Source organism: Streptomyces cinnamoneus (assembly GCF_002939475.1).
Classification (GTDB): Bacteria; Actinomycetota; Actinomycetes; order Streptomycetales; family Streptomycetaceae; genus Streptomyces; species Streptomyces cinnamoneus_A.
In genome coordinates this window covers 4,430,492-4,455,783 of sequence record NZ_PKFQ01000001.1, presented here as the reverse complement: position 1 = coordinate 4,455,783, position 25,292 = coordinate 4,430,492, and the positions used below count along the sequence as shown (strand labels likewise).

The following is a 25,292-nucleotide window of genomic DNA, read 5'->3' as shown; positions in this document are numbered from 1 at the left end:
CATGCCCGCAGGGCAGGTGATCGGCCGAGTCTCGGTCAAGGTCCTCCCGGACACCGACGACTTCCGGGCCAAGGCCCAGGTGCAGCTCGACCGGATCGAGAAGCAGCTCAAGGTCATCGTCGGCGCGAAGATCGACGCCACCGGCCTCCAGCGGGATCTGATCACCCAGATCCGCGAGGTCAACGCCAAGAACAAGACGACCGACGCGCGCAAGGTCCGCTTCTACACGACGATCGACTCCACCGGGATGAGTCGCGCCATCCAGCAGGCGGTCCGCGACCTCCAGGCCCGCGCTCGCGACCAGAAGATCAAGTTCCGGGCCGACGACGTCGAGGTCAGCGGCGACGTCAAGCTGGAGCTCGACCAGGGCAACCTCGACAAGATCAAACACGACCTTGAGCACTGGCGGGACAAGGTCTCCCCGCTCAAGGTCGAGGTCAAGCTCGACATCGCCAACGGCACCGGAGCCGCGATCTCCGCCCGGCTCCAGGTCCTCACCCGGCCCCGCACGGTGCCGATCCTGCCGGAGCTGGACAACGCCTCGGTCGCCAAGGTCGGCGCCGCTCTCGCGGCCCTGTCGGGCGCCCGGGTGCTCACGAACATCTTCGAGGACCTCGGCAACATGATCCGGAACCTGGACAAGTCCGTTCCGATCATCGGCTCCCTGGCGCTGGCGATTGCCGGCCTCGCCGGATGGGGCCTGTCGGCCGCGTCGAACCTCGCCGCCCTGAGTGCGTCGCTCGCCCAGATCGGCCCGGCCGCGCTCCTGCTGCCCGGCCTGCTCGGCGGGATGGCGGTCGGCATCGGCGTCACGATCGCCGCCTTCAAGGACTTCAACAAGGTCCTGCCGGAGGTCAAGTCCGCCCTGTCCGGGCTCCAGGACACGATCAGCAAGAACTTGTGGGACCAGGCCGCCAAGCCGATCCGCGAGCTGGTCGACGGCCTCCTGCCGAAGTTCACCGCGGGCCTGGCCCAGACGGCGACCCAGATCGGCGGGTTCTTCGGCGGCCTGGCCACTGGCCTCCAGGGCGCGCTCGACCCGGCGCTGAACCAGATGTTCACCGACCTCGCCGGGTCGATCACCATCGCCACCACCGGCACCGGGGCGTTCGCGAACATCATCGCCACCCTGGGCAAGGTCGGCACGAGCTACCTGCCCGCGCTGGCGAAGTGGTTCGTCAACATCTCGACGCGCTTCTCGGACTTCCTCACGGCGGCCGAGGGCGACGGCCGGCTCGCCACGTGGATCACGACGGCGATCCAGAACGTCAAGGACCTCGGCTCGGTCCTGTTCAACCTCGGCGGCATCCTGGCCGGCGTCGGCCGCGCAGCCCAGGAGGCGGGCGGCTCCACGCTGGGGATGCTGGCCGGCACGCTGGAGCACATCCACGCCATCGTGGACAGCCCCGGCTTCCAGGCCGGGCTGGTCGGCACGTTCAAGGCCGCCCACGAGGCGATGGCCAACCTGGCCTCCGGGGCCGGGCCTGCGGTCAAGGGCTTGTTCACCGAGCTCGCGCAGCTTGCAGAAACGATTCTGCCGCAGGTCGGCACGATCCTGGGCACGGTCATCGGTTCCATCGCCTCGGCGCTGTCGCAGCCAGCGGTGACCGGCGGCGTCACGCTGCTGTTCTCCGGCATCGAGGCTGCCGTCCAGGCGCTCGCTCCGGCGATGGCCCCGCTCGGCCAGGCGCTCGGCGCCCTGATGGGCATCGTCGCGCAGTTCATGCTCGTCCTCGGGCCGCTGGTCTCGGCCGCCCTGGTGCCGCTAGCGAATGCGTTCACCACGCTCGCCCCGTCGATCACTCCGATCATCGCCCTGCTGGGCGGCGCCCTCACTAGCGCGATTCAGCAGCTCGCGCCGATCATCACGCAGCTCGTCCCGATCGTCGGCCAGCTCCTGTCGGCTGCGTTCCAGGCTCTGTCGGTGATCCTGCCGCCGATCGCCCAGGTCTTCACCGTCATCCTCGCGGCGGTCGCACCGCTGGTCGAGCAGCTCGTGACCGCGCTTGCCCCGATCCTCGGGGTGCTGGCCGGGCTGATCTCCACGGTCCTCACCGCGCTGACGCCGGTCGTCACGGTCCTGCTCCAGATCGTCACGGCGGTCATCACGCCGCTCCTGCCGATGCTCCAGCAGGTCATCGCGGAGTTCCTGCCCAAGCTCGGCGAGGCGTTTGCCCGGGTGGCCGAGGCGATCCAGCCGTTCCTCCAGGCACTGCTGGCGATCGTCAACTTCCTGATGCCGGTCCTGGTGCCGATCATCCAGTTCGTCATCGAGATCCTGGCGCACTCCCTGGTCAACGCGATCAACGGTGTCGGCCTGGTGCTCGAAGGTCTCAAGGAAGTCTTCGTTGGCGTCTGGAACTTCATCAAGGGGTTCTTCGAGATCTGGTGGGGCCTGTTCAAGGGCCTGTTCACCGGCAACTGGGACGTGTTCAAGCGCGGCTGGTCGGACCTGTGGAACGGGATCTGCTCCTTCGTGAAGGGCATCTGGGACACGATCCTCGGCGCGATCGAGGTCGTGCTCAACGTCGGCATCATCGGCCTGGTCGGTAAGGGCCTCAAGGCCGTCGGCGGCGTCGCGAAGGCGGGCTGGGACGCGGTCGCCACGCTGTTCAAGGACGCCTGGACCGGGCTGGGGACGGCCGTCTCCGAGGGCATCTCGGCGGTCGTCACGTTCATGAAGGAGCTGCCCGGCAAGGCCCTTGAGGCGCTGGGCGACATCGGGGCCAAGCTGGTGGAAGCGGGCAAGTCCCTGATCAAGGGCTTCATCTCCGGTATCGGCTCGATGTTCGGCGACGTGAAGAAGAAGCTCGGCGACCTGACCAGCAGCCTCACCGACTGGAAGGGCCCGGAGACCCTCGACCGTGTCCTGCTGACCAATGCCGGCCAGCTCGTGATCGAGGGCTTCATCCGCGGACTTGAGTCCCGCTACGACGCCGTACGCCATTCCCTCAAGGGGCTGACCGACAACGTGGCCGGCACCCAGTTCGACTCCCCGACCATCGGTCAACTCCGCGCCGCACGCGGGGTCTACGCCTCCGCAGCAAACGGCCTCGCCGGGGCGGCTGCGGGCGGCGGCGTCACCAAGGTCCTCAACTACTACGCCGCTCCTGGCAGCTCCCTGAGCGCGGAAGAGGACCTGTTCACGGCCGCTGGCCGGGCAAGGATGGTGGGCTGGTGATCAGACTCCAGCTGGAGAGTCCGCTGGACGTCCTGAACCTCAACGAGGTGCAGGAGAAGGGCACGGGCTTGCAGGCCCTGACCGGCTTGACCGGCGTCGGCCTGCCGCCCGTGTCCGTCCAGTGGTTGGAGGGAGCAGGAGACGGCTCGGTCTACCGGGGCAAGCGTGTCCTGTCCCGCGAGATCGACCTGCCGCTCGACATCGTCGGCCGGGACCGCGAGCACCTGGCGGAGCTACTGTCCCGCCTCGCCCTGGTCCTGGCCGAACCCTGCACCCTCGCACTGGTCAACGACGACGGGTCGCGATGGACGACCGAAGTGGTCCGCACCGGCGGCGGCGACGTGACGTACGGGCAAGGCACGACCGGGGAGCGCGACCTTCAGACGGTCGTCACCCTCCGCGCGTCCGACCCCTACTTCACCTCGTCCGAGGCGTCGTCCCAGGTGATCGGCGGCGACACCAAGACCGGCTCGTTCCTGTCGAGCATGGTGTCCCTTCCGGTCGCCGCCTCCCAGGCGATCGGCTCGATCACCCTGGAGAACACGGGCGACGCGGTCGCCTACCCCGTGTGGGAGATCCACGGCCCCGGCCACGCGTTCCAGGCCGTCTCACCCGACAAGGAGACGATCACGTGGAACGGCACCCTCGCAGCCGGTGAGGTGCTCACCCTCGACGCCCGCACGGGTACGGTCGTCGACCAGACCGGCGCCAACCGGTACGCAGACCTCGGCCCCGCCCCGCGCTTCTGGAGCATCCGTCCGGGCCTTTCCACGGCCACAGCCCAACTCCTCGGCGTCACCGCCGACTCTAAGGTCATCTGCTCATGGCGGCCCCGGAAATGGATGGTGATCTGAGTGAAGCTCAGTGACCTCACGGTGGAGGTCCGGGACAAGACCCTCGCGCGGCAGGGCATCATCCGCCCCGAGGAACTCGTCCTGGAGATCCAGGAGACGTTCAACAACGTCGGGACGTGGAAGCTGAGTCTGGCGGCCGAGCATCCGCTCGCCCCGGTCCTGCGTACGCCCGGCTCCGGCCTGGTGGTCACCGGCCCGACCGACGTGCTGATCTCCGGCCCGACGGTAAAGCCTGAGTTCGCCTCCACCCCGGAGGACCCGGCGGGCACCGTCACCTTCGAGGGCGTGTCCGACAGCGTCATGCTCATGGACATGTTGGCCCTGCCCGAGCCGTCCAACGCGGACATGGCCGGCCAGCGCCAGGCGCACGACACCCGCACCGGCCCGGCCGAGACCGTCATGCACGCCTACGTGAATGCCAACCTCGGCCCGGCCGCGCCGGCTCCGAGGCGCCGGGCCGGGCTGACGATGGGCACCAACCTGGGCCGCGGACCTGCCGTCTCCAAGAGCGCGCGCTTCCCGGTGCTCGGCAGCCTGCTGACCGAGATCGCCGTCGTCGCCAGCCTGGGCTTTCGCATCGTGCAGCGCGGCAGCGGCCTCGTCTTCGAGACGTATCAGATCGTCGACCGCAGTCGGCAGGTCCGCCTCGACGTGCGCAACCGCACGCTCTCAGGCCAGCGGGTGGCCATCTCACCGCCCGGCGCGACCCGGGTTCTCGTCGCGGGCCAGGGCGACCTCACCGCGCGGCAGTTCCTCGCCGTGGACACCCCCACCTCGATCGCGGCCGAGGTCGACTGGGCCCGGCGGATCGAGCGGTTCGTCGACCAGCGCAACACCAGCGACTGGACGGAACTCCAGCAGGCCGGCAACGAGGTGATGGCCAAGGAGGGCTTCACCTCCGTCGCCGTCCAGGCCGTACCGGTCGAGGACTCCGCGATGCGGTTCGGCATCGACTGGTACCTGGGCGATCAGGTCGGCGTCGTCGTCGAGGACCAGGAGCTCGTGTCCACCGTCACCGGCATGGTCCTCAAGGCCAACGCGGACGGCTACAAGGTCGGCGCCCTGCTCGGCGACCCGGCGGGGTTCGACGTCAGGACCGCGCTGACCCGGCGCGTCCAGACCACCGAGACCCGCGTCTCCGCGCTGGAGCGCACGGCCGAAGGCGGCAGCTCGGACAACCAGATCATGTCGCTGATGGGAGTGTGGTGACCACGTGGCGGCTACGCCGAAGAACTTCTTCCGGGGGCCACTGCCCTCAGCCCTGACCTCCGTCTACACGGTGCCGGCCGGGGCCTCGGCGATCGTCACGAACATCGTCGCCACCAACCCGACCGGCTCGGCCGCGAGCGTTGCCGTCAAGCTCGGCGGCGTCTACGCGCTGGCCAACGTCGGCATCGCACCCAACGGCGTGCTCACCGTCGAGATGAGCCAGGTGCTCAACGCCGGAGACAAGATCGAAGTGCAGGGCAACGCTCAGGCCGCCCCCGCGCACATCAGCGGAGTGGAGGCCACCTAATGGGACTCAGCATCTTCCCGTCCCCGGCGGACTCCGGCGTCGTCGGTCCGACCGGAGCCACCGGCCCGCAGGGGCCAGCCGGTCCAGCCGGAGCGACTGGCGCAACTGGGGCCAAGGGTGCCACCGGAGCCACGGGCGCAACGGGCCCTGCCGGAGCCCCCGGCAGCAAGATCCTCACCGGAACGGCCGTCCCCGATTCGACTGTCGGCGCGGACGGTGACTTCTACGTCCAGCCTGAATCAACCACCCTCTTCGGTGTCACCAGCAACTCGGCCACCCACTGGCAGCGGGCCGCTGGCGCCTGGGCCAAGGTAGGCGACATCGTTCGCGGTGCGGCCTTCTACCTCAACAGCGGAACCACGTCCAGCACGGGCACGAAGCCCGGCGACGTGCTCCTTCGCACCGACACCTACGACCTGTACCAGCGCGGCGCCTCCGGCTGGGGCTCGCCGGTCGGCAACCTCAAGGGACCCACCGGCGCCACCGGCGCGACCGGCGCAACTGGAGCGACCGGCCCGGCTGGTGCCACCGGGCCGCAGGGAGCCCCCGGCCCTACCGGGGCAACCGGGGCCCAGGGGCCGAAGGGCGACCCAGGCGCCAACGGCCTCATCGCATCTGTGAACGGCAAGAGCGCGGCCAGCATCACCCTCACCGCGGCCGATGTCGGCGCCATCCCGAAGACCGGCGGTTCGGTCAGCGGTGACGTGCGATTCGACTCCCCTACCCCCACCTACCGGACGCTGTCGTTCGCCACCAACAACGTCACCAGGTGGGAGTACCAGGTCGACAACTCGGCCGAGAGCGGCGGTGACGCCGGCTCGGACTTCGAGCTGAGCGCCTGGACGGACGCCGGGGCCTGGAAGGCGTCCATGCTCTTCGGCAAGCGGTCGACGGCCAGCCTGGGCGTGGGCACGAGTTCCCTTGCCCCTGGGGCCCGGCTTACCGTGGCCGGCGCGACGGCTCTGCGCAACGCGGCGTCGGCTCCGGCTGCCGCAGCGAGCACGGCCATCCTCTACTCCGAGAACGGTGTGCTGAAGGTCCGCCAGGCCGACGGCAAGATCCTCGTGCCGGGCGACGCCACGCTCGACGCGACGGGCAAGATCCCCCTCGCGAACCTCCCGGAGCAGTGGACACCCGCCGACCACGGTCTGACCTCGTGGGCCTACGACCCGGCCGTCAGCTTCTCCGCTGGCCGCTACCCCGGCTCGGGCACGGTCCGCGTCACGGCCGTCGCGCTGCGGCAGGCGACCACGATCAACAAGATCGTGTGGCACTACTGCGGATATGCGGGCGGCCTCCAGGCCGGGTCCTGGGCGGCGATCTACGACGTGAACGGGAACCTGGTCGCCCAGGCCGGAGACATCGCGGGCGCCTACGAGCCGCCGGTCGTGAGCAACTCCGGCGGAGTCACCGTGTCCGTGCCGCTGACCTCGCCATGGGCGGCCTCGCCGGGCACGTACTACGTCACCTGGCGCTACGTGTACAACACCTCGACGAACGACGGGCCGATGATGCTCCAGTTGGAGAACAGCGGAGCGGCGCCCCCGAACTACTTCGGCCTGACGACCGTACGGCGCTTCGGCTCATACTCGACGATCAGCGCCACCTCGCCGCCGTCCTCGATCTCGATCGCGGGCATGGAGAACGGCTCGAACCGCTTCTGGGCCGCGCTGGCGGCCTGACCATCCGACGTGCAGCCTCCGCCGATGCGGGGGCTCTTCTGTTTCCAGGGAGAAACCCGCAGCGTGGCAACCAGCTCGTACCCCTTCGACGGCCAGGCGACGACCGAGACCGACTTCAGCCGCCTCTTCCGCGAGCTCCAGGACTCGGGCGTGGCCGGCACCGCCACCGGCCTCGACCTCAAGGTCACGGCCGACGGCTCCGCTATGAAGGTCTCCGTTCAGCCCGGCTTCGCGCTCGTGCGAGGCCACGCGTTCCTGTCGACCGCGATCGAGGTCCTCACCATCGCGACGGCCGACACCGCAGCCCGTACCGACCGTGTCATCCTCCGCCTCAATCCGACGCTCAACAGCATCTCGCTGGCCGTGCTCAAGGGCACGCCCGGAGGCAGCGCGCCCGCGCTCACCCAGACCGACACCGACCTGTACGAGATCTCGCTCGGCCTGATCGCGGTCGGGGCGTCGGCCACCAACATCGCGTTGTCCGCGGTGACCGACGACCGGTCCTTCCTTGGCACGCGGGTCGGCACCTGGACCACCGCCACCCGCCCGTCGAACCCCCGCGTCGGCAAGCTTGGCCTGAACCGCACGACGAGCAAGTGGGAGTACTGGGACGGTGCGGCCTGGACCGACCTGGCGCCGATCGTCTCGTGGACCAGCGTGACCAACAAGCCGGCCACGTTCCCCCCAAGCACCCACACTCACACCGTCGACTACAACGACATCGTCAACAAGCCGGGCAGCTTCAACCCGACCTGGCACCAGCACTGGTGGGACCAGCTCCTCGGCGTGCCGGGCGAGTTCCCGCCGTCCTGGCACCAGCACTGGTGGGACCAGATCCTGGGCAGGCCAGGCCAGTTCCCTCCGACCGACCACTGGCACGGCCAGTATCTGGAGTCCTGGGGCACAATCAACCGTGCCAACGGCAGTGACAGGCCGCACAGTTACACGCCTGCGGGCGGCACCTGGTATGCGGTGTGGGTTGACGGAAACCATAATTTCTGCCGCAACACCTCCTCGATCCGGTTCAAGGAGAACGTCCGGGACATCCGGATCAACCCGGCGGACGTCCTCTCCCTGCGGCCGCGCGTCTACGACCGCAAGCCGACGACCGACGAGGACGGCAAGGTCACCGAGGGACGCAAGAACGAGTACGGCCTGATCGCCGAAGAGGTCGCCCAGACCCTCCCGGAGATCGTCGTCCACGACGAGGACGGCCAGATCGACAGCGTCCGCTACGACCTTCTCGGCGTCGCCCTGCTGCCCGTCGTCCAGGACCAGGCCCTCCGCCTCGCCGCTCTGGAGGCGCGGATCGAGGAGCTTGCGCGTGACCATTGAGCCCTCCGTCCAGGTCGCGATGGTGTCGGCCGGCGGGGCGATTACCGCCGCACTCGTCGGCGTCCTGGTCGAGCTCGTTCGCCGCCAGGGCGCCACGATCGCCGAGGTCCGCGAGCACGCGCAGGAAGCCCGCGAGCAGGTCGCCAACTCCCACGGCACCAACCTCCGCGACGACGTCGACAGGGTGATCGAGGGCCTCGGCCGCGTCCTAGACGGCCAGGAGAGGCACAACGAGGAACTGGCCAGCCTGCGCAGGGAGATCGCCCACGAGCGGGCCGAGCGCCTGGCCGTCGCCGAACGGCTCGACTCCCACCTGAACCACCCCAACTGACTTCCGCGGCCCGCCCCTACGGGCGGCCAGCGGCACCCCCAGCCCCCGGGACGCGCACCGCGCCGGGGGCTTTCCCATGCCTGGAGGCACACCCTGAGCGTCAATATCATCTCCCGTGGTTCCTGGGGCGCGAAGCCGTGGACCAGCGGCGTCGCCAGCGTCCCGCTGTCCGAGCGCACCGAGTTCTACATTCACTACGACGGCGGCACTGCGGTCTCCCGCACCGGCAACTCGGTCCCGCAGGCGATCGAGCGCGAGCACCTGAACAACGGGTGGAGCGGCGTCGGCTACAACTTCGTCATCGACCAGAACGGGGCCATCTACGAGGGCCGCGGCTGGAACCTCCAGGGCGCGCACTGTCCGTCGCACAACCGCTCCGCGTTCGGCGTGCAGATCGCCATCGGCGGCGACCAGGCCCCCTCCGACGCCGCCCTCCGTAGCGCTCGGGCCCTGTACGACGAGGCGTGCGCGAAGACGGGCCGTCAGCTCTCGAAGCACGGTCACCGGGACGGCTTCGCGACGGAGTGCCCGGGTGGCCGGCTGTACGCGTGGGTGAAGGCCGGCATGCCCGCCCCGGGTGGCGGCGGCGGTGGCGGCACCGTGGCGCTGGACCCGGCCGTCAAGCCGGGCGTCAACCACCCGCAGGTCCGCCTGCTCCAGGAGCTTCTGATGAAGGCCGGTTACGGCCCGATCCCGGGTGCCGTCACCGACTTCTACGGCGCCAACACCCAGGCGGCAGTGGCCCGATTCCACGACCGCCACCCCGAGTTCAAGTCCGCAGGCGTCTCGCACGACGTCGCTATCGGAGGCCGCGGCTTCGCGGTTCTCCAGCAGGAGGCTGGCCGATGAGTAAGCATCAGATTCCCGGCGCCAAGCCGATCACCGTCTTGAGCATGCTGCCCGTCCGGTACCGGACCCGCGTGGGCGCGATCCTCGCCCTGGTCGGCGTGATCGTGTCCGCTCTCGCGGTCGCGTACGCGGACCGGCCGGAGATCGCCCTGGCCGTTCAGGTCCTGACCGCGCTCGGCGTGGTCGCCCCGGACGAGCCGGATCAGACCGAGTAACCCAAAGGCCCCACCGACCATCACGGTTCGGTGGGGCCGTTCTTCTCGTTCTACGACTGCGACTTCCGCAGGGCGTTGATCTCCTCGACGGTCAGCGTCTTCGTGGCGCCGCGCTTGCGGCCTGCCGGCGCCTTCTTGGCGGGCGCCTTCTTCGCTGGCGCCTTCTTCACGGCGGTCTTCGTTGCCGCCGCGAGGGCCGGGACCTGTACGGGGATCGACACGTCTTCGACCATCAGGTCCTCAACGGGTCGCGCGTGCTCCTCGCACAGGTCCCGCTCTACCACCCGCTCGCCCTCTGTAAGGGTGTAACTACGCACCGGCCGATTGACGTCCTTGCACTTATCACAGACTCTTACCTTCACGTGGACTTCGACCATGACCCCCACGACCTCTCGGCGCTTGACTGCATCAACTCTTACATGCAATCGTAGAGGTTGAGTGCGCGACATGAAACTCGTCGCGCGGGGGGTTCAGCAGACCGAAGGGGATCACATGCCCGCGAGAACTCTCGTCCAGAACGAGCAGGAGGCCATTCGCTGGATCGAAGAGAACAGGGACTACCAGTGGATCGTCGACAAGTATCTGGAGAAGTACGGCATCCAGACCACGACATCGATGTGGGCCACGTTCCGGCACCGTAAGGGCCTGAAGCGCCGCCTCACCCGGGACACCAACCTGATCCCCTGGGAGATCAAGCCCGAGCACCGCTGGGCCTACCCTGTGGTTATGCTTCGGTTCGAGGCGCGGCGTCGCGCCGGGAAAGAGCTCAAGCCGGCAGACCAGGCTCGCCTTGATTCCTGGATTGCAGAGCGGGAGCAGGAAAAGACGGTCGTGTATTATGATCCCGCGACCGAGGATGGCTTTTTCTACGTGCCGCGCGAGAAGTCCGATAAGGACCTGATTCGCCAGCCGGTAAAGCCTAAGGAGTCAGGCGGCGGCGCCGCCTGACAAGGGCCCCCGAGGGGGCCCTTTTTCGTTTTCCCCATACGCCCGAGGGATGATCCCCAGTAGTTGAATTGTCATACTCTGGGGTGATGTCAAGAGGTCTGCGTACCCACGTTGGATGATTTGGAACCCACCTGTTTCCCCCAGGTTGACCAAGGGCTTACTGAACGTAGAGGATCGCTGGTGTGAACACAGACCGTCACGCCGCAGGGAAGCTGCGTGACGTTTGGGGAGAGGAGCCGGCGATGTCGCACGGCCACGGGGTGGCCTCCAGTGCCGCTAGGGACCGCTTCGGTGCGGGCCGGGTATGGCTGCACATTGATGAGGACTCGTGGGAGTTCCACATTACCGTCGAGGCTGGACACGATCCGGATGATCTTCGGTACGTTCTCGACTTCGCCGAGAGTCGCGGCTTGGCCCTGCTGGATCTGGACGAGTGCGATCCCCAGATTCTGGACGGCGGGCGCATCCGGCTCTTTCTGAAATCCATCGTCGACTCTGGAGAATGATCAGTGGCATTGCAAATTGCCGAGCTGCCGACAGCGCGGGAGGTTCCGCGCGACGGATGGAGTCGGCCCCTCGTGGTACCGAAGGGTGGCGGGAAGCCCCGCGCCCTGACCCGCACGACGACCTTCATCGACTGCATCGAGGACAAGTCCGCCCTATCCGCCTGGGGCAAGCGGATGACCCTGGTGGGCGCCGCCCGCAGGCCCGCCCTCCTGGCCGGGGTGCTGAGCGTGGATCCCGCCAGCCGGGAAGGCAAGGCCGCCCTGGACCGCACCGCCGAGCAAGCCGTCGACATCGCCGGGGCGAACGACCGGCGGGAGAAGGGCACCCACCTGCACGCCCTCTCGGAGCTCGTCGACCAGGGCCAGGCGCTACCGGCGGGCACGTCCGCCAGCGACCTTGCCGACATGGCGGCCTACAAGGTGGCCACCGCGGACTTCGACGTGACGGCCGTGGAACAGTTCGTCGTGGTCGACGAGCTCGGCGCGGGCGGGACCTTCGACCGCATGCTCAGCTACAGCGGGCCAGGGCCGGACGGCCGGCACGTCGAGGGCCTGTTCATCGGCGACCTGAAGACCGGCAGCGTGGAGTACGGCGGACTCAAGATGGCCGCCCAGCTCGCGGTCTACAGCAGGGGCGAGCTGTACGACCACGCGCTCTTCCCGGTCGACCAGCGGGACAAGCGGGCGCTCGCGCAGTGGAAGAAGACGGACGTGCCGGCCGACCGCGCCGCAGCCGCGTACAGCCCCATCCCGGCCGTGAACCAGGACTGGGGCGTCATCATCCACCTCCCCGCCGGGCAGGGCGAGTGCACCCTCTACTGGGCGGACCTCCGCCTGGGCTGGGAGGCCGCGCGCCTGGCTCTCGACATCCGCCGGATGCGGGGTGAGAAGGGAGCCCTGACACGGTTTCCTTCTGCGGCCTGATTGAGATAGTGTAACTAACAGAAGCGGGGCAGACGGCCCCGCGCGAGAGAGGGGCTGTGCGCGTGGCCGACGAAGGCCGGATCACCGTGACCATCAAGTATGGCAAGGGCTATGACGATAGCTGGGTCGTCTTCCGCGGCACCGCCGAGACGGTCCAGCAGGACATCGTGGACTACTTCGGCCTAGATGGTAAGAGTGTAGCCGGGCTGGCGCCGAGCGAGCTCGTCGTCGAGGCCACGCGCACCGCCCAGGCCACCACGACCATCGTCAAGGGCCTGGACGCCCGGATCATCCCGGCCCCGGCCGCGACGGAGGCCCCGAAGCCTCCCGCCTCGTCGGCCGAGGCGCCGGGCGGGTTGCTGGAGCAGATCGCCCAGTGTGCGAGCACCGACGACCTCAAGCGGCTGTGGGCGACCAACCAGGCCGCCTTCTCGGACTCCTCCGTGATGGACGCCTGGAAGGCCCGGGGCCGGGCCCTGAAGGCGGCAGCGTGATGGGCCGCCGCTTCCTCGTCGCGGCTGTGGCGGTCGCCCTCGCGGTCGGCTCGCTGGCCGCACCCCAACCGAAGACCCGCAACATCCCCTACGCCGTACACCGGCAGTCTGGAGACACTCAGTGACGTTTGCCCTCGCCACCATGCCGACCGCTAACGGCGGCTGGTTCAAGCCCGTGGACAACCAGGACGCCATCGCGATCCTCCTGGAGGTGCACGGCTTCGAGCGGCAGAGGCCCACCCCGAACGGTCCCAAGGACAGCGCCATCGCTGACGTGACCGTCTTCAAGACCCCCGACCAGCTGAAGACCTACACCCCCGAGGTCAGCCAGGGCCAGCGGATCGAGCAGACCGTCCTCGCCCGAGATCTCGAAGGCGTCGTCGGCCAGGCGGTGCTGGTGACCGTCACCCAGGTCCCGGCCAAGAAGCCCGGCGCCCACCCCGCGTGGGTGTGGAAGCAGGTGACCGACGCCGGCATCAAGAACCAGGTCATCGCCTACGCCGAGCAGCGCGACGCGGCGGTGAAGGCCGCGGTGGACGCCGCGCCCGACTTCGACTGACGCGCGGCCGGCACGAGGGGGCGGCCTAGTGTCGCCCCCTCCCCCACCCTGACGATTGGAGCCGAGCAGTGCTCACCCCCGGACGGTCCCTGACCCTCCATGCCGAAGCGGGCCGCGAGCTGCCCCGCATCGAAGCCTTCCAAGCGCTGTACCAGATCGGCTGCCGCCCGAGACAGGGCGAGGTCATCATGATCGCCGGTCGGTCCGGCACCCAGAAGAGCGGCCTGGCCTTGTTCTGGGCGGCGTCGATGAACCTGCCGACGCTCTACTTCTCGGCGGACATGTCCGCCTTCACCGCCTCCTCGCGGCTGGCCAGCATGGCGACCGGCGACACGACGGAGATGGTCGAGGCCGGCATGGCGGCCGGTGGCCGCTACCGCGAGACCTACATCAACGCGCTCACCGACTCCCGCATCACCTTCTCGTTCGGCAGCCCGATCACGTGGAAGGCCGTGGACGAGGAGCTCGAAGCGCAGGTGGAGCTCTGGGACGCCTACCCGTCCATCATGGTCTTCGACAACCTCATGGACTTCGAGAACGCCGAGTCGGACTACACCGAGCAGATGGCCGTCATGTCCGGCCTGACCGAGCTCGCCCGCGCCACCGGCTCAACGGTGATCGTCCTCCACCACGCCTCGGACAAGAGCTGGGAGGCGAAGTCCGATCCCTGGGCGCCGCCCAGCCGCGACCAGGTCAAGGGCGGCCTGTCGGAGAAGCCCGAGCTCTCCCTGTCAGTCGCGCTGGACCCGACCAGCCTGGAGTACCGCATTGCGGTGATCAAACAGCGCATGGGCCCGTGCGATCCCACGGCCCGCCGCTACGCGACGCTGCGGTGCCAGCCGGACATCACCCGGTTCTCGGCGCTGGAGCCGCGCCTGTTCCCCGTCCCGCGTCCCGCGACCAGCGCATGGTCGCCGCTCGACGCTCTCAAGTGAGGATTGTAAGAGTTGACTGATGTTGCGGCGCGGAACCGCCGGAACAAGCGGCGAGGCGCCACCTGGGAGACCGAGCTCCGCGACGAGCTACGGCAGGTCGAGTTCGACATCGAGCGCCTGCGGCTCACCGGCAAGGACGACGAGGGCGACCACGTCATCCGATGGCGGAAGCCAGTTCGACACCGCCCGTTCCTGGTGATCGAGGCCAAGAACGCCAAGTTCGAACCAGGGGCGTTCACCAAGGAGGCCCTGCGCGAGCGGGACAACTTCGCCCGGCATCGCGGACTCGACCCGGCCGACGTGGACGTGATCGTCATCGTCCGTCGTAGGGGCGCGAGCTGGCGCAAGGGCTATGTGCTGACCACCGTCGAGGAGTACTTCGACCTCCCGCCGGAGGCTGCCGCATGAGGCAATTCGAGGAGATCGCCGAGCACCGTCGGATCGAGCGGGAGCTCGCGGAGCTGCTGAACGATACCGAGCCCAGCGGCCTCGACGAGCTGGGCTGGGACGCCATCGGCGAGCACTTCCGAGGCCGGCGGATCGCTTGATCGAACCCGAAGTCCTGGGCTTCGAAGCGTTCCTCGACCTCCTCAACGACCCGGAGTTCGACGCCCCCGCGCTGTTCGAGTTCGAGGAGTACTTCGAGGTCAACATGCGCGACCTGGAGGAGTGGATGCTCCCGTGAGATTCGAGCCCATCGGTCGGCACGACCGGGACGACGAGGACGAGCAGAAGCCCACCCTCGAATCCGTCCTCGACCACTACGGCGTCGAGTACAACCCGCAGCGGGCCACCGGCATGGCGCCCTGCCCGCTGCACGACGACAGCACCCCATCCCTCTCGTACAACACCGACCGCCAGGTGTGGAAGTGCCACTCCTGCGGACGAGGCGGGGATTCCTACAGCTTGATCATGGAGAAGGAGAGTACGGACTTTGTCGGAGCGCGAGCCCTTGCGGCCTCTGTCGCCCTCGCAACGAGAGGCACTGGAGGAGGCAACAGCTTCCTATCAGGCAGCGCTTACGGCGGACGCCGCTCGCTACCTGGCCGCTCGCGGGATCGGGCAGGCCGAGGTGGATACGTTCCGGCTTGGCGTCGTCGGTGACCCTCACCCGGGTCACGCCCGCTACCGGGGCATGCTGGCGATCCCCTACCTCGACCGCGACGGGCACCCCCTGACGATCCGCTTCCGATGCCTGGAAGATCACAACCACCGCGACTTCGGGCACGGCAAGTACAACACCCTGCCGGACGACCCGCCCCGCCTGTACGGCGTCGACTCGATCCACGCGGCCGGAGACGAGATCCACCTCACCGAGGGCGAGCTCGACCGGATCATCCTCTGCAAGGTCGGCTGGCATGCCGTCGCCTCCCCGGGCTCCGAGATGTGGTTCGGCCGGCACCGCCGGATGCTCGCGGGCTTCTCCCGGGTGTGGGTCTGGGGCGACCCCGACGACGCCGGGGCGAAGTTCACCAACAAGGTCTGCCGATCCCTGCGATCCGCCAAGGGCGTGCGCCTGCGCATCGGCGACGTGACCGAGACCTACCTGCACGGGGGCGAGAAGTCCCTCCACGACCTGATCGACGAGGAGAAGTCGAAGTGACCGAGACGACCGTCAAGAAGACCACCGCCCGCCGCGTGCAGCCGAAGCCGGACCTGCTCCACCTCGCGATGACCGAGGCCCGCGCCGAGGCCCGCACCCTGGCAGACCTCCCGAAGGAGCTGATCGGCGGCCAGCACCCGCACCGCGCTGCCGAGATCTACCGAAGCCGCGGTGGCGACTGGGACCTGATCAACAAGCGGCGCGAGGCAGTCGGCACGGGAGGCGTGGACGGCCTGATCGTCCAGGCCGCCTTCGAGGCGTTCAGCACGAGGGAACCCGCGAAGGTCCGCGAGGGCCTCGTCCGCCTGGCCGCCCTCGCCGGAGCCGCCGTCGAGCGCATCGACAAGGCCGCCGCTTGATCAACCTCTTCGAACAAGTCCAGCTCGACGCCGAGCCCTTGCCGGCTGCCGGAGAGCCCCACTGGCTGGTGGTCGAGGGCGCCGACTCCGACCACTACCTCCACGCCGAGCACACCCCCGACTGCCACGACCGGCAGGGCGAACTCCGCTGCGACGTGGCCTTCCACGAAGAGGAGGGCCTCGACTGCTGGTTCCACCGCGCAGGCATCGACGAAGGCGATTACGGCTCGGTTGGCCTCCGCCCCGGCCGCTACCTGATCGCGGCCTGGTCCTCCCGCCACTACTGCCACAACTACGGCACGTACGAGTACGACGGCGGCCTAGCACTCCTGCACCCGGAGGACGCCGAATGACCACCACCGACACCCCCATCTCCCGCAGCCAGGCGTTTCGAGAAGCCGCCCAGTTCCTTCGAGACCTGCACCTCGAAGACCCGCTCGGCAAGGACTTCTACACCGGGCTCGGCCTCGACCACGGCGCGAACGCGCTGGAGGAGCACGCCGCCGTCCTGGCCGGGGGCTGCCCGTGACCGAAGCCCTGACCTGTCCCAACTTCCTGGACGGCCGCGGCTGCGGCCACATCCAGCCCATCGACGGCGACCTCCCCACCGCACGAGCACTCCTCCGCGACCACCTGTCCGGCCTGCACGGCGGGCTCACCTGGTCGAAGGAAGAGGTCGACCGTGCTGTCCGCCATGCTCGCCCGAGGGACCTGGAGAACGTGCTGAGCCTGCGTAACAAGGCCCGGCAGAACCACCTCGCTCGGCGGGGCTGGTGAGTGCGGGCCTGCCGGGCACGCCCGGCCCCCGCCTCCAATCCATCTGGGAGACCCTCAACGGGCCGGAGCGCGAGGCGTTCGAGCGGCATCTCCTCCAGGACACCGCAGCCGAGGACCTCGTCTGGATTCTCGGCCGTTACGGGCACCGCGTGTCCGCCTCCACCATCCGTACGTACCGGCGCCGCCTGCGCCAGGAAGAGAGCCTGCGTGACTGACACCCTGCTCGACGAACTCCTCTCCAAGCCCGTCGGCCCCGCGATACCGTCCCGGCCGGCCGACCCGGAGCGGGACTTCACTCGCCAGATCGAGGTGAGCGGCGACGCCGCCGAGGTCACCGTCCGGGGCCCGGTGGACGCCGTGACGGAGGACGCCGCCACGGCCTACCTGCGGGCCCAGGGCCTCGATCCGGCCGACTGGGTAGCGACCGGGTTCCGCTCCTCGGAGTGGACGATGCCGGGCGGCGACACGGGGGTGAGCACCCGGTTCACCTTCGCCCGCAGCAGGGACGCCGCAACCGACCGGCCCGACATCGACGAGCTCCTGGCCGCCGTCGAGGCGTACAAGCCGTGGGCTCCCAACGCGCTGACCACGGGCGACCACACCTTCATCGTCGCGCTCGGCGACATGCAGTTCGGGAAGGTTGACGGCGACGGTCCGGCCGGCACGCTCCGCCGCACGATCGACTGCCTGAACCGCGCCGCCGACCTGCTGGAGCTGTACCGGACGCGATTCAGCATCGGCCACGTGCACCTGGCCTGGCTCGGCGATCATGTCGAGGGATTCCAGTCGCAGGGCGGCGCGAATACGTGGCGTACCCAGCTCACCCTCAACGAGCAGATCCGCCTGACGCGCCGGGTGATGCTTCACGCCCTCACCACCTTCGCGCCGCTCGCGGAGCGGGTGACCATGGCCGCGGTGCCCGGCAACCACGGCGAGGCCGTCCGGATCAACGGCAAGGGCCTGACCCGGTACGACGACTCCCACGACACCGAGTCCCTGATCGCCGTCAAGGACGCGGCCGACTTGCACCCGGAGAAGTTCTCCCACGTCGAGTGGTACGTGCCGGACACGGACGAGCTGACCGTCGTCGTGGACTGCTCGGGCACCACCGTGGCGCACGCCCACGGCCACCAGTGGCGCCCCGGCCGTCACTTCGACTGGTGGAAGGGTCAGGCGTTCAACAAGCAGTCGGCGATGCACCAGGCCGATCTCCTCCTGGCCGGCCACCTGCATCACGAGCACATCGACACCGACGGCCCCAGGACGTTCGTCCAGCCTCCGGCGATGGAGTCCGAGTCCACGTGGTGGCGACACAGCAAGGGCACCACTGGGGCGCCCGGCCTGATGGTCGCCGTCACCAAGGACGGCGAGACCTCCGTGAAGGAGGTGGTCCGATGAATCTCGTAGAACTCGAACCGGCCGAAGCCCCTGCGGCGGTCGACTGGTCCGTGCTCTCCGAGCCGCACGTCGGCAGCGTCGCCCAGGCCGTTGCCCGCTCGATCTCCCGCGACTACGGGCTGACGCTGGAGTACGACGACGCCCACCAAGAAGCGCTCCTGGTGATGGCCGAGCGGGCCGTCCAGGTCCGCAGCATCCTCGCGGACGCCGGGCCGGGCCTGCTGCACCGCTGGCTCTCCCAGCGCCTTCGGGACCGCTGGCTGACGGAGGCCCGGCGACGTGCCGGCCACGTCTCCTACGAGGCCGCCCGGGTCGCGGCGGGGAAGGCGGAGGGGTGAGCGGGTACGACCGGCGCCTCGTCGAGCACCTCCTCCCAGCGGTGTGGGACAGGGAGGCCGCGTACGGGATCAGGAACCCCACCGCGCCGGACGCCGACATGCCGAAGGGCTCCGTCGACAAGAAGACCGCGGGTGTCCTGTTCGCCCACCTCGCCGATATCCGGCAGGGGTGGGCGACGGCCCCGCTCTCTCTCGGCGAACGCCAGGCCCTCCTCCTGCGGTACGGCGCGGACCTTCCCGACGACGAGGCCGGAGTCCTCCAGGGCGTCACCGGCCGGGCAGTCCGCTACCGGCGCGAGCGGGGCGTGGGCAAGCTCGCGGCCCACCTCAGCGGGCACGAGTACGTGGAGGGCTACGACGACCTGGACACCGCCGGGTAGGCCCACACTTGCCCCTGAACACAGCGAAGCTCCCGAGCCCAATGCCGGCCGGGAGCTTCGTCGTAGTCGTCGTCTCAGGGAACGAGAAGGCTTGCCTGGCCATCAGCGATGCCCTGCTGGTACGCGCGGTACTCGGCGTTCCAGAAGTAGAGCACCGGGCCCTCGGGGTCAGTGGAGTCCCGCATCCCCATACCGACGTGCACGCCGTCGATGTAGAGCTTGGTCACCTCGACGCACTGGTCATTGGCTCCGCCGCCACTCCGCTTCGACTTGGTCCACTCAGCGGCCGAGAGGTCGAGGGAGCGAAGCACGCTCTTGTCCATGTCACTTGTCCTTGATCACATTTTCGATGAGCTGCATTGAGTCTTCAGGGGTGGCCGCGAATCCGGCGAGGTACTCGTAGAGCCGACGGGCGTACCGGACCGTCTTCACGTCCTCAGTGAAGGCCATCCCGCCTGCCAGGTCCGCCTGGCGCATGCTGGGATCACTGTGGAAGTCGAACAAGGTGAACGGGGGAGTGGCGCTTGCTGCGACCTCAGCCTCCCGGGGAATGATCCGGATCGTGACGTTGGGGCGGCGAGCCATCGTGAGCAGGTGTTCGAGCTGTCGTCGCATCACGTCACGACCGCCCGTGTTCTCCCAGAGAACGCCCTCCGCCAAGAGCGTGTCCAGGATGAGGGGGCGGTGCCGGGTAAGGACCCCACTCCGAAGGCGGCGAACCTCCGCCAGCATCCCTATCTGAGCTCCGCCGTACTCCAAGGACTCAAATCGGAACAGGGCGGCGATGTATTCCGGGATCTGAAGCAGCCCTGGAAGGGTGCCCCCTCCGTAGATCCAGATCTTCTCCGCCACGTCTTCAAGCTCGATCAGCTTGACAAGGTCCTTCGGCAGATCGGGGTACTGGGACCACCAGACCTCGACGGTCTCCTGGGCGGCCTGGTACAGAGCCTCCACCAGCGCACGGGTTGCGTCGTCGACACCGTACAGATCGAGCAGTGTGGAGAGTTGCGCTTCCGTTGGCCACTGCCCGCCGCGCTCGATAAAAGACACGAGATCCCGGCTCTTCCCGATGGCCTCTCCCGCCATCTTCTGAGTGACGCGGGGCTTGGCCTGTTCGCGAAGATCTTGCAGCTGCCGGCCGAAGGCCCGGCGGGAGCGGGACGCCTGCGGGTTGACGGACACGCTTCTCCTCCCAGGGGCCTTCAGTTGTCCTGGGTGCAGGGTATCGCCCCCAGCCGTGGCACATGACTCTGGGGAGTGATTTTTCAAGGGATTCGCGCGAAGGGCTTGCGCGCGAAGTTCGCGCGAAGCCAGACTCTTAGAGCACCAAACGCGTCCACTCAGTGGCGGAGTGTAGTGCGTCCGCCTCGACGCATGCCCCCTCCGACCGAACTTGGAGGGGCTGTGTCAGAGCACCGCGAGCACGTGCACCTAACTGATCTAGCTCGACTGGTTCAGTCCAAGAAGTTCCCGGCCGACCCCCTCTCCGTTGGAGCCGCCAGGCGGTTTGTCCGCCGGTTCTGCAACGAGATCGGGCAGGACTCGGACACAGCCGAGCTGCTGATCAGCGAGGTGGTCACGAACGCGCTGGTCCACGCGAAGTCACCCTGCCAGGTGACCTGCGTGGCGCTCTGGGGCAGGCCCGCCTGGTTCGAGGTCAGGGACGAATCGCCGGAACACCCGACGCCCCGCGACGTGGATCTGGACGCGTCCGGTGGACGGGGGCTCCTGCTCCTAGACGTCCTGGCCGACCACTGGCACGTCGAGGACGACACGTCACGCCAAGCGAAGATCATTTGCTTCACGCTGAAGGAGGGGGAGGATGACGCAAGAGGCGCCCAGCAAAGGGAAGTTACGGCTGCGGCAGTTGCCTCCTGAGGAGCTGGCGGATCACGCCAACCCCAAGGCTTCGGTCGAGCTGAGGCTCGGGCCGATCCAGCTCGACGGGCAGACCGCTCCCATGGAGCCCCTCCTTCTGCGCCTTACGCCGAACCAACTGCTGCGATACGTCCTCGACGGCGCGGAGTTGCTCTTGCAGCAGCTCCCCGAAGTGGAATCCACGCCGCTGGAGGCCCGAAAGCGGGCGCTCTCGCTTGAGGAGATCCGCAATCGCCAGCGCGCCGGCGGCGTCTCCGAGGACCTCCTACGGCGCGTGATCGACGGGCTGCGCGCGTATCCACTCAGACCGGCGTAGGGGGCGGGGACGTTGACGCTGGCACCGATAGCCCCTGCCGCCGAGCCTGCGGCCCCCCTGCGACCCAGTCCCGTCGTAGAGGAGTACCCGTACCGCGCCGAGTCCGTTGACCTCGCGCGGCAGCTCGTCCGGGCCACCCTTCGGGACTGGGGCTTGGATGAACTGGCCGATTCCGCCGCGACGGTGAGTGCGGAACTGGTGACAAACGCGCTGCACACGGGCGGCCTCACACTCATGCGTGTATCGGTGCATCAGATCAGTGCACGAGTTGTACAGGTTGCTGTTCGAGATGGCTCGCGCAGCTTGCCCGTCATGATCCTTGCTGGCGAAGCCGACGAGTCCTCGCGCGGGCTGCCCTTGGTGCACAAGCTCACCCAGGGGCGCTGGGGAGTCGAGCTCGACCCGTTCGGCAAGGTCGTCTATGCCCACCTCGGCCGAACAAGCCAGGTCTCAAGACCTGCGCTTTACGCCAGCTGACCACCCGAATCTCACGATCTCCGACGACACCCCGAACTGCCGGCACCGGTACGGCAGATCGGACGGGGATCGTGACGGGCGGCCCCTCGCATCACCCCCCGGATGCAGGGGCCGCCCCTTCGCTGAGCGCCATCCATGCTCACCGTGCAACGCGCGGCCTACGGCGCAAGCGGGACACGGTGCAGGAACCACCCACTCAGGAAGGAAACACATGACTGACCTCGGCCTCCCGTCGATTCCCGCCCGCCGGGGCCTCGCGATGGGTGACGGTCTCGCGTTCGCCACCCACGGGCACCACTTCACGGTCGAGCCCGGCGCCGACATCCCGGAGCTCGCCCGAAAGGCCACCGCTCCGCTGTCCGTGATCGTCCAGGTCACCAAGAGGTGCGACTTCGATTGCAGCTTCTGCTCCGAGATCCTCCAGATGCCCGACCCGTCGCTGGATCGACTGGAGGCGATGCGCAACAGCCTCAAGGGCACCAAGCGGATCTTCCTGTCCGGTGGCGAGCCCCTCATGCGCCGCGACTTCGGTGACATCGTCGACATGTTCGCGGACGAGAACTTCGTCCTCGCCGTCCCGACGAACGCGACTCACGGGCTCCAGCACGCCAAGCGGATCGCAGGGAAGATCGCCTTCGCGAACATCGGCTTGGAAGGTCCGCGAGGCATCACCAACCGGGTGCGCGGGGACTACGACAAGGTGATGCCCGGCGTCCGCGCACTCCAGGCCGAAGGCATCCCGATCTCCCTGTCCGCCGTTGTCTACCGCTCCACCCTGGCGGCACTACCGTTCACCTGCCAGATCGCTGACGTTCTCGACGCCGGCAAGGTGAAGCTGATCATGCCGCTCAGGAAGGGCAACGCCCTCAACCTCGCCGAGCACGAGTTCATCACGGACGACGAGGCCGCCGAGGCGTTCACCCGGCTCAGTGAGTTGCGCTCCACGTACCAGTGGAGCCCCGCCCTCCGCCTGACCACGTGGACGCCGGACAACGAGGGCCACATGATCGTGGTGGAGCCCAACGGCAAGACCAACGCCTGGCCCGTCTACGACTCGAAGGACCTCTTCGAGCCGCTCGGCAACGTCCTGGAAGAGCCGATCGAGGAGATCTGGAAGCGGTACCGCTTCAAGGAGAACCACTTCCGCAAGTACCTCGGTGCCTCGATCCGCACTGCGGCGCACTCTGGAGGCAGCAGTGCTGCGTGAGTTCTCGAACCTGGCTTGGCCCGATACGCCCTATGCGGCGGACATGCGGCCATTCGCCCGAAAGACCCGGCTCCTGACCGGGATGAGTATCCAGTGGGCCGACGAGGGGTCCGCGGTGGTGCCGATCGGCGCCGCAGCGGTGTTCATCCCTGTTCACCGGACCTCCGCCCGCGAGATCACCGCCGACACGCTCCACTTCGGCTACCGCAGCGTGGCCATGGAGTCCAGCGGCGACGGCGCCGACATTCTCGCCTTCGTGGACAGTCTGCTTATTCAGGGGCGCCGCAAGGCCGAGATCGTCTCGTGGCACTCGTTCGCCGATGACCTGCATGCACTTCGACCCCTGCTCTCGAAGCCGCACGCGGGCATCGAGGCCCTGGGCGAGGCGTGGGCTGATCGGACCGTCCGCGAGCGCGGTACGGCCTTGTTCATCGACACGGCCGGCGACGACGGAACGCAGCTCGACAGCGCGCTCGCCTCGAACGCCCTCGACTTCGGGCCGGTGCTCTGGTCCTTCCGGGCGCCCGCGGTTCTCCAGGAGGTCTACGAGGTCTTGACCATCCCGACTGTGTCGCAGGAAGACCTGGTCTGGCACACGCAACACGTCGGCGCTGCGGCGCTGATGTGCGCGCTCGCCGTCGCACTCATCGGGGGCCGACAGGCCGAGCGTCTCACCTGGCAGGAATCACTCGACCTGGAGCAGTCGCTTCGTCTTGCCGCGTGGGACACCATGCCGCTCGCGTTCGACCCGAAGCCCCGTCAGGCTTCCTGACCCAGGCATACGGTGGGCTCGGCGTACACGCGCCGAGCCCACCCGCGAGGAGCAAAGTGATCACCGTCAGCAGCATGGCCAACCCGGGCCGGCCGCCAGCCAAGCCGGCCGACACGATCCGGGTCGCCTCACTCGACGCCGAGTGGACCAAGAACTTCCGGATCAAGAACGGCAACCGGCCCTTCTGCTTCTCGGTCGTCCTGGTTGACGTCCCCATTGGCGACGGGCCGGCCGCCCTCGACGAGTTGCCCTTCGCCTACACCAGCGTCTACCTGGAGGACCCCGCCGAGACCCAAGCGCTTGTCGACACGGCCGCCGACACCATCGCTCAGGTCTTCGCTGACGCCGACCTCATCACCGGGCACCAGCTCTGCTCGGACCTTGCGGTTCTGGCCGCCAACGCCGACACGCCACCTCCGGCCCTCACCAGCGCCCGCGGCGCCTGGTCCAAGCGCCGGGTGTCCGCTGACGACGCCCCGCAGGTCCTGGACACCCGCTATGACGCCGGCCACCTCCTCACAGGCACCTCTCGGCGCCTGGTCGACGTCTGCACCGAGCTCAACCTCGATGTCACCCAGCCCGAACTGCTTCGTCATTCGATGCCGAAGCTCCACCGCCGCTGGCTGGAGAACGGCGATATCGAGGCCCGTGAACGTGTCAGCGTCCTGAACGTCCGCCACTCGCTGTCCACTGCTCTCGTCGCCATCGCGGCGGCTGGGCATGGCCACTGGGACAGTCAGGGCCTGAACGTGAACCGCATGATCGCCACCCACGCCGAAGGCGCGTGGGGCTGGCTAACATCCCGCACCTTCCGAGACCTGCTGGGGGAACCATGCCCATCCGGGACTGCACCGTCGTAGCCATCGAAGGCACCCAGGCGGCCGGCAAGACCACCCTCGTCCACGCTCTCACTGCGTACTTCCGCGAGCAGGGCGTCAACGTCGCGTGCACCGGCGAACCCGCCCGGGTGAGTCCGTTCATGGAGGAGATCGTCCTGCACCGGAAGGGGGAGTTCGATCTGGTTGCCGAGCTCGACCTGTTCGCCGCCCAGTTCACCACTCCGATGCGCGACGCCCGCAACCACCGGCTCCTCATCACCGACAAAACCCCGGCCAACGTGCTCGCCTACGCTCGGCTCGTCCTCGACCAGGAGGACCCCCAGATCCGTGCCGTTCTGCGGTCCATGGAGTCACTGTGCCGCAGTTGGATGCCTCTCGCGTACGACGCCGTAGTCCACTGCCGCGACCACTTCGACCAGCAGGCCGGAGGTGACCGCTTCCGCGAGAAGGTCCTCACCCTGCAAGGCGCCGCCGAGACTGCGGTCTACGAGGCGATCAGCGACACCGGTGTGCCCGTGCTCGACCTGCCGCCCGGCCTGACCACCCAAGCCCGCGTCGAGTGGATTGCCAAGCACCTCTACGAGGCGGGCATCCGCGTCCACTGACATGCCCTATGGTC

Annotated in this window: 39 protein-coding genes; 36 read left to right on the top strand and 3 right to left on the bottom strand. The window is 68.4% G+C overall.

The window, feature by feature from the left end:
- Position 1 precedes the first annotated feature (1 nt).
- The 9 genes from CYQ11_RS19780 (at position 2) to CYQ11_RS19735 (ending at position 9,963) form a co-directional block, all read left to right on the top strand.
- Positions 2–3,181, top strand: a complete 3,180-nt coding sequence (locus CYQ11_RS19780; RefSeq protein WP_104651040.1) for a phage tail protein — start codon at positions 2–4, stop codon at positions 3,179–3,181.
- The gene (locus tag CYQ11_RS19775) at positions 3,178–4,035 is read left to right on the top strand and encodes a phage tail family protein (protein ID WP_104651039.1); all 858 of its coding nucleotides are present in this window, start codon (positions 3,178–3,180) and stop codon (positions 4,033–4,035) included. The genes CYQ11_RS19780 and CYQ11_RS19775 overlap by 4 nt, the downstream gene beginning before the upstream one ends.
- Positions 4,036–5,244, top strand: a complete 1,209-nt coding sequence (locus CYQ11_RS19770; RefSeq protein WP_104651038.1) for a siphovirus ReqiPepy6 Gp37-like family protein — start codon at positions 4,036–4,038, stop codon at positions 5,242–5,244.
- Between the two features lie 4 nt (positions 5,245–5,248).
- Entirely contained in the window at positions 5,249–5,551 is a 303-nt protein-coding gene (locus tag CYQ11_RS19765) for a hypothetical protein (protein WP_104651037.1), read from the top strand.
- Positions 5,551–7,233, top strand: coding sequence for a hypothetical protein (locus CYQ11_RS29220; protein WP_146104711.1), 1,683 nt, complete (start codon positions 5,551–5,553; stop codon positions 7,231–7,233). The genes CYQ11_RS19765 and CYQ11_RS29220 overlap by 1 nt, the downstream gene beginning before the upstream one ends.
- 63 nt (positions 7,234–7,296) lie before the next feature.
- Entirely contained in the window at positions 7,297–8,568 is a 1,272-nt protein-coding gene (locus CYQ11_RS19750) for a tail fiber domain-containing protein (protein ID WP_104651036.1), read from the top strand.
- Entirely contained in the window at positions 8,558–8,899 is a 342-nt protein-coding gene (locus tag CYQ11_RS19745; protein ID WP_104651035.1) for a DUF2746 domain-containing protein, read from the top strand. The genes CYQ11_RS19750 and CYQ11_RS19745 overlap by 11 nt, the downstream gene beginning before the upstream one ends.
- Positions 8,900–8,992: 93 nt before the next feature.
- Complete coding sequence (locus CYQ11_RS30365) at positions 8,993–9,748, top strand: peptidoglycan recognition protein family protein (protein WP_341533611.1); 756 nt, start codon at positions 8,993–8,995, stop codon at positions 9,746–9,748.
- Positions 9,745–9,963 (top strand): DUF7439 family protein, encoded by a 219-nt coding sequence (locus CYQ11_RS19735; protein WP_104651034.1) that lies wholly within the window; start codon positions 9,745–9,747, stop codon positions 9,961–9,963. The genes CYQ11_RS30365 and CYQ11_RS19735 overlap by 4 nt, the downstream gene beginning before the upstream one ends.
- Positions 9,964–10,013: 50 nt before the next feature.
- On the opposite strand, the gene CYQ11_RS29630 is transcribed toward CYQ11_RS19735, so the two are convergent.
- Complete coding sequence (locus tag CYQ11_RS29630) at positions 10,014–10,184, bottom strand: hypothetical protein (protein WP_279382112.1); 171 nt, start codon at positions 10,182–10,184, stop codon at positions 10,014–10,016.
- Positions 10,185–10,410: 226 nt separating this feature from the next.
- Between CYQ11_RS29630 and CYQ11_RS19725 the strand changes: the two genes are divergently transcribed.
- The 20 genes from CYQ11_RS19725 (at position 10,411) to CYQ11_RS19645 (ending at position 19,184) form a co-directional block, all read left to right on the top strand.
- The gene (locus CYQ11_RS19725) at positions 10,411–10,911 is read left to right on the top strand and encodes a hypothetical protein (RefSeq protein ID WP_207793748.1); all 501 of its coding nucleotides are present in this window, start codon (positions 10,411–10,413) and stop codon (positions 10,909–10,911) included.
- Between the two features lie 182 nt (positions 10,912–11,093).
- Complete coding sequence (locus CYQ11_RS19720; RefSeq protein ID WP_146104710.1) at positions 11,094–11,417, top strand: hypothetical protein; 324 nt, start codon at positions 11,094–11,096, stop codon at positions 11,415–11,417.
- A 72-nt stretch (positions 11,418–11,489) separates the two neighbouring features.
- A complete protein-coding gene (locus CYQ11_RS19715) occupies positions 11,490–12,341 on the top strand; it encodes a hypothetical protein (RefSeq protein ID WP_243469281.1) in 852 nt (283 codons plus the stop codon).
- Positions 12,342–12,397: 56 nt separating this feature from the next.
- Positions 12,398–12,835: a hypothetical protein gene (locus tag CYQ11_RS19710; RefSeq protein WP_104651031.1), complete on the top strand. Its 438-nt coding sequence runs from the start codon at positions 12,398–12,400 to the stop codon at positions 12,833–12,835.
- Complete coding sequence (locus CYQ11_RS30675) at positions 12,835–12,960, top strand: hypothetical protein (protein ID WP_279382111.1); 126 nt, start codon at positions 12,835–12,837, stop codon at positions 12,958–12,960. The genes CYQ11_RS19710 and CYQ11_RS30675 overlap by 1 nt, the downstream gene beginning before the upstream one ends.
- Positions 12,961–12,977: 17 nt before the next feature.
- On the top strand, positions 12,978–13,394 hold the full coding sequence (locus CYQ11_RS19705) for a hypothetical protein (protein ID WP_104651122.1): 417 nt from the start codon (positions 12,978–12,980) through the stop codon (positions 13,392–13,394).
- Between the two features lie 68 nt (positions 13,395–13,462).
- Positions 13,463–14,329 (top strand): AAA family ATPase, encoded by an 867-nt coding sequence (locus tag CYQ11_RS19700; RefSeq protein WP_104651030.1) that lies wholly within the window; start codon positions 13,463–13,465, stop codon positions 14,327–14,329.
- A 12-nt stretch (positions 14,330–14,341) separates the two neighbouring features.
- Entirely contained in the window at positions 14,342–14,737 is a 396-nt protein-coding gene (locus tag CYQ11_RS19695) for a hypothetical protein (protein WP_104651029.1), read from the top strand.
- Positions 14,734–14,877, top strand: coding sequence for a hypothetical protein (locus CYQ11_RS29625; protein WP_181143714.1), 144 nt, complete (start codon positions 14,734–14,736; stop codon positions 14,875–14,877). The genes CYQ11_RS19695 and CYQ11_RS29625 overlap by 4 nt, the downstream gene beginning before the upstream one ends.
- Positions 14,874–15,014 (top strand): hypothetical protein, encoded by a 141-nt coding sequence (locus tag CYQ11_RS29620; protein WP_181143713.1) that lies wholly within the window; start codon positions 14,874–14,876, stop codon positions 15,012–15,014. Before CYQ11_RS29625 ends, CYQ11_RS29620 begins: the two co-directional genes overlap by 4 nt.
- Entirely contained in the window at positions 14,999–15,433 is a 435-nt protein-coding gene (locus CYQ11_RS19690; RefSeq protein WP_341533605.1) for a CHC2 zinc finger domain-containing protein, read from the top strand. The genes CYQ11_RS29620 and CYQ11_RS19690 overlap by 16 nt, the downstream gene beginning before the upstream one ends.
- 31 nt (positions 15,434–15,464) lie before the next feature.
- The gene (locus CYQ11_RS19685; protein WP_104651027.1) at positions 15,465–15,932 is read left to right on the top strand and encodes a toprim domain-containing protein; all 468 of its coding nucleotides are present in this window, start codon (positions 15,465–15,467) and stop codon (positions 15,930–15,932) included.
- Entirely contained in the window at positions 15,929–16,291 is a 363-nt protein-coding gene (locus CYQ11_RS19680) for a hypothetical protein (protein ID WP_104651026.1), read from the top strand. The genes CYQ11_RS19685 and CYQ11_RS19680 overlap by 4 nt, the downstream gene beginning before the upstream one ends.
- Complete coding sequence (locus tag CYQ11_RS19675; protein WP_104651025.1) at positions 16,288–16,644, top strand: hypothetical protein; 357 nt, start codon at positions 16,288–16,290, stop codon at positions 16,642–16,644. Before CYQ11_RS19680 ends, CYQ11_RS19675 begins: the two co-directional genes overlap by 4 nt.
- On the top strand, positions 16,641–16,820 hold the full coding sequence (locus CYQ11_RS19670) for a hypothetical protein (protein ID WP_104651024.1): 180 nt from the start codon (positions 16,641–16,643) through the stop codon (positions 16,818–16,820). The genes CYQ11_RS19675 and CYQ11_RS19670 overlap by 4 nt, the downstream gene beginning before the upstream one ends.
- Entirely contained in the window at positions 16,817–17,068 is a 252-nt protein-coding gene (locus CYQ11_RS19665; protein ID WP_104651023.1) for a hypothetical protein, read from the top strand. The genes CYQ11_RS19670 and CYQ11_RS19665 overlap by 4 nt, the downstream gene beginning before the upstream one ends.
- Positions 17,065–17,283 carry a hypothetical protein gene (locus tag CYQ11_RS19660; RefSeq protein ID WP_243469279.1) on the top strand — a complete coding sequence of 73 codons (219 nt, stop codon included), beginning with the start codon at positions 17,065–17,067 and terminating at the stop codon, positions 17,281–17,283. Before CYQ11_RS19665 ends, CYQ11_RS19660 begins: the two co-directional genes overlap by 4 nt.
- On the top strand, positions 17,276–18,466 hold the full coding sequence (locus tag CYQ11_RS19655; protein ID WP_104651021.1) for a hypothetical protein: 1,191 nt from the start codon (positions 17,276–17,278) through the stop codon (positions 18,464–18,466). The genes CYQ11_RS19660 and CYQ11_RS19655 overlap by 8 nt, the downstream gene beginning before the upstream one ends.
- Positions 18,463–18,804, top strand: a complete 342-nt coding sequence (locus CYQ11_RS19650; protein WP_104651020.1) for a hypothetical protein — start codon at positions 18,463–18,465, stop codon at positions 18,802–18,804. Before CYQ11_RS19655 ends, CYQ11_RS19650 begins: the two co-directional genes overlap by 4 nt.
- Positions 18,801–19,184, top strand: coding sequence for an RNA polymerase sigma factor (locus CYQ11_RS19645; protein WP_104651019.1), 384 nt, complete (start codon positions 18,801–18,803; stop codon positions 19,182–19,184). The genes CYQ11_RS19650 and CYQ11_RS19645 overlap by 4 nt, the downstream gene beginning before the upstream one ends.
- A 74-nt stretch (positions 19,185–19,258) precedes the next feature.
- Here the strand turns inward: CYQ11_RS19645 and CYQ11_RS19640 are convergent, their stop codons facing one another.
- Together CYQ11_RS19640 and CYQ11_RS19635 are read right to left on the bottom strand one after the other, a co-directional pair.
- Positions 19,259–19,507: a DUF397 domain-containing protein gene (locus CYQ11_RS19640; RefSeq protein WP_104651018.1), complete on the bottom strand. Its 249-nt coding sequence runs from the start codon at positions 19,505–19,507 to the stop codon at positions 19,259–19,261.
- Position 19,508: 1 nt separating this feature from the next.
- Entirely contained in the window at positions 19,509–20,366 is an 858-nt protein-coding gene (locus tag CYQ11_RS19635; protein ID WP_181143712.1) for a helix-turn-helix domain-containing protein, read from the bottom strand.
- A gap of 222 nt (positions 20,367–20,588) precedes the next feature.
- Here CYQ11_RS19635 and CYQ11_RS19630 point away from each other — a divergent pair, with 222 nt between their 5' ends.
- The 7 genes from CYQ11_RS19630 (at position 20,589) to CYQ11_RS19600 (ending at position 25,278) form a co-directional block, all read left to right on the top strand.
- A complete protein-coding gene (locus CYQ11_RS19630; RefSeq protein WP_181143711.1) occupies positions 20,589–21,062 on the top strand; it encodes an ATP-binding protein in 474 nt (157 codons plus the stop codon).
- Entirely contained in the window at positions 21,007–21,378 is a 372-nt protein-coding gene (locus CYQ11_RS19625) for a hypothetical protein (RefSeq protein ID WP_146104709.1), read from the top strand. Before CYQ11_RS19630 ends, CYQ11_RS19625 begins: the two co-directional genes overlap by 56 nt.
- Before the next feature lie 153 nt (positions 21,379–21,531).
- On the top strand, positions 21,532–21,855 hold the full coding sequence (locus CYQ11_RS19620; protein WP_146104708.1) for an ATP-binding protein: 324 nt from the start codon (positions 21,532–21,534) through the stop codon (positions 21,853–21,855).
- A 211-nt stretch (positions 21,856–22,066) separates the two neighbouring features.
- Complete coding sequence (locus tag CYQ11_RS19615; protein WP_104651013.1) at positions 22,067–23,062, top strand: radical SAM/SPASM domain-containing protein; 996 nt, start codon at positions 22,067–22,069, stop codon at positions 23,060–23,062.
- Positions 23,052–23,834: a hypothetical protein gene (locus CYQ11_RS19610; RefSeq protein ID WP_104651012.1), complete on the top strand. Its 783-nt coding sequence runs from the start codon at positions 23,052–23,054 to the stop codon at positions 23,832–23,834. The genes CYQ11_RS19615 and CYQ11_RS19610 overlap by 11 nt, the downstream gene beginning before the upstream one ends.
- Before the next feature lie 56 nt (positions 23,835–23,890).
- Complete coding sequence (locus CYQ11_RS19605; RefSeq protein ID WP_104651011.1) at positions 23,891–24,694, top strand: hypothetical protein; 804 nt, start codon at positions 23,891–23,893, stop codon at positions 24,692–24,694.
- Complete coding sequence (locus tag CYQ11_RS19600; protein ID WP_104651010.1) at positions 24,667–25,278, top strand: AAA family ATPase; 612 nt, start codon at positions 24,667–24,669, stop codon at positions 25,276–25,278. Before CYQ11_RS19605 ends, CYQ11_RS19600 begins: the two co-directional genes overlap by 28 nt.
- Positions 25,279–25,292 lie beyond the last annotated feature (14 nt).

Coding starts and splice junctions, on each gene's coding strand:
- CYQ11_RS19780 (WP_104651040.1), top strand. CDS start 2: ATGCCCGCAGGGCAGGTGATCGGCCGAGTCTCGGTCAAGGTCCTCCCG.
- CYQ11_RS29220 (WP_146104711.1), top strand. CDS start 5,551: ATGGGACTCAGCATCTTCCCGTCCCCGGCGGACTCCGGCGTCGTCGGT.
- CYQ11_RS19735 (WP_104651034.1), top strand. CDS start 9,745: ATGAGTAAGCATCAGATTCCCGGCGCCAAGCCGATCACCGTCTTGAGC.
- CYQ11_RS19725 (WP_207793748.1), top strand. CDS start 10,411: ATGAAACTCGTCGCGCGGGGGGTTCAGCAGACCGAAGGGGATCACATG.
- CYQ11_RS30675 (WP_279382111.1), top strand. CDS start 12,835: ATGGGCCGCCGCTTCCTCGTCGCGGCTGTGGCGGTCGCCCTCGCGGTC.
- CYQ11_RS19705 (WP_104651122.1), top strand. CDS start 12,978: ATGCCGACCGCTAACGGCGGCTGGTTCAAGCCCGTGGACAACCAGGAC.
- CYQ11_RS29625 (WP_181143714.1), top strand. CDS start 14,734: ATGAGGCAATTCGAGGAGATCGCCGAGCACCGTCGGATCGAGCGGGAG.
- CYQ11_RS19685 (WP_104651027.1), top strand. CDS start 15,465: ATGCTGGCGATCCCCTACCTCGACCGCGACGGGCACCCCCTGACGATC.
- CYQ11_RS19670 (WP_104651024.1), top strand. CDS start 16,641: ATGACCACCACCGACACCCCCATCTCCCGCAGCCAGGCGTTTCGAGAA.
- CYQ11_RS19650 (WP_104651020.1), top strand. CDS start 18,463: ATGAATCTCGTAGAACTCGAACCGGCCGAAGCCCCTGCGGCGGTCGAC.
- CYQ11_RS19640 (WP_104651018.1), bottom strand. CDS start 19,507: ATGGACAAGAGCGTGCTTCGCTCCCTCGACCTCTCGGCCGCTGAGTGG.
- CYQ11_RS19625 (WP_146104709.1), top strand. CDS start 21,007: ATGACGCAAGAGGCGCCCAGCAAAGGGAAGTTACGGCTGCGGCAGTTG.
- CYQ11_RS19615 (WP_104651013.1), top strand. CDS start 22,067: ATGACTGACCTCGGCCTCCCGTCGATTCCCGCCCGCCGGGGCCTCGCG.
- CYQ11_RS19600 (WP_104651010.1), top strand. CDS start 24,667: ATGCCCATCCGGGACTGCACCGTCGTAGCCATCGAAGGCACCCAGGCG.